The organism is Colwellia sp. C1TZA3 (genome assembly GCF_007954265.1).
In the GTDB taxonomy this organism is placed as follows: domain Bacteria; phylum Pseudomonadota; class Gammaproteobacteria; order Enterobacterales; family Alteromonadaceae; genus Cognaticolwellia.
Map to the genome: position 1 here is coordinate 1 of NZ_VOLS01000130.1, position 1,600 is coordinate 1,600.

Annotated in this window: 1 protein-coding gene; it reads left to right on the forward strand. The window is 44.4% G+C overall.

Translation table 11 applies throughout. The annotated features are described in order from the left end of the window. Positions 1-591: 591 nt before the first annotated feature. The coding region (gene ltrA, locus ESZ39_RS17440) for a group II intron reverse transcriptase/maturase (RefSeq protein WP_146881187.1) at positions 592-1,600 on the forward strand (1,009 nt) is incomplete at its 3' end.

Consider the following 1,600-nt stretch of genomic DNA (forward strand, 5'->3'; position numbering starts at 1 on the left):
GTGCGACACGATGTCGCTGGATGAGTTGTTCTACTCAGCAAGGATGCTGCAAGAACCACCTGTGCCATCAGGTGAATCTACGGGCATGAATAAAGAGCTGCCCAGACAATGTAACGAAGGTGGTGTTGCCATCGGGGAGTCAATCGTGAGAAACGCTCCCTCCTGAAAGTCTTAATTCGGGTAAGTGCTAGATAGTTGGTATGGTGAAATTAACTGAATCCGTGATAAAAATCGTTAGTCGCAATAAGTGTAATTAGGCTGAAACACTTAAGCCAAAAAGGCACTGTCAGGGAGAAGCGTTTCTTTGGGATGAACGTTCATGGCTCATATACTGATCGGTTGATAGCGGGCACCTAACCCAACAGTTACTCAGAAAGCGGAACGTGGAAACCCCGTATACCTCCCTAACGGGTAAGTCATTCGCAAGGATCACTGATGGGCATGCGGGTTTGAGAGGTCGGAAAAAGCGAATGTCGTACTGTAATGGTACAAATACGAGTTTAAATGTTACTCGTCACGAAAGTGAGCCCACGTCCGACTGGTCTAAAATCGTAAGAGAATTTGGAGAATCGACAACATGAGGAAAAGCAAATGACGGCTGTTAAAGCGGGTGCATCTTCAACCTACCAACCATGGAGCAACATTAATGTTGATGCCATGACACGGCAGGTAACTCGACTGCAAATGCGTATTGCGGAGGCAGTAAAAGAAGGCAAATATGGCAAGGTGAAATCCTTGCAGTGGTTGCTGACACATTCGTTTGCGGCAAAGTTTCTTGCCGTCAAGCGGGTAACAGAAAACAAGGGTAAGAAAACACCTGGTATTGATGGCGCTCGCTGGCTCACTCCAGCGGCAAAGTATAAAGCAATTTTTTGTTTGAAAAGGAAAGGCTATAAAGCTCAACCTTTACGGCGTATCTATATTCCTAAATCTAATGGTAAGAAACGCCCGCTAGGTATACCCACAATGAGAGACAGAGCCATGCAAGCGCTTTATGCACTGGCGCTCAATCCCATTGCTGAAACACTGGCTGACCATAATTCTTATGGTTTTCGACCAAAACGCAGCGCGGCTGATGCTATAGGACAATGTTTTTGTGCACTAGCCAAGAAAAGCTCTGCAAAATGGGTACTCGAAGCCGATATCAAGGCTTGCTTTGATAATATTAGCCATGATTGGCTAATGCGGCATGTCACAATGGACAAAGGTATACTTAATCAATGGCTTAAAAGTGGTTACATGGAGAATTCTTTACTTCATCCAACCGTAGCTGGCACGCCACAAGGCGGAAATATTTCACCTATTTATGCCAATATGGCGTTGGATGGTCTGGAAGCAACGATCAAGTTGGCAACAAAAGGGCTATCTAAGATCAATATAGTTCGCTACGCCGATGATTTTATCGTTACTGCCAATTGCCCAAATATATTGGAAAATAGAGTAAAACCCGCTATCCAGAGCTTTCTGGCTCAACGGGGGCTTTCCTTGTCCGAGGAGAAAACCCACATTACTCATATCAATACTGGCTTTGATTTTCTGGGGTTCAATATCAGGAAATACAAAGAGAAATTGTTAATCAAACCTGCTAAAGCAAGTATAA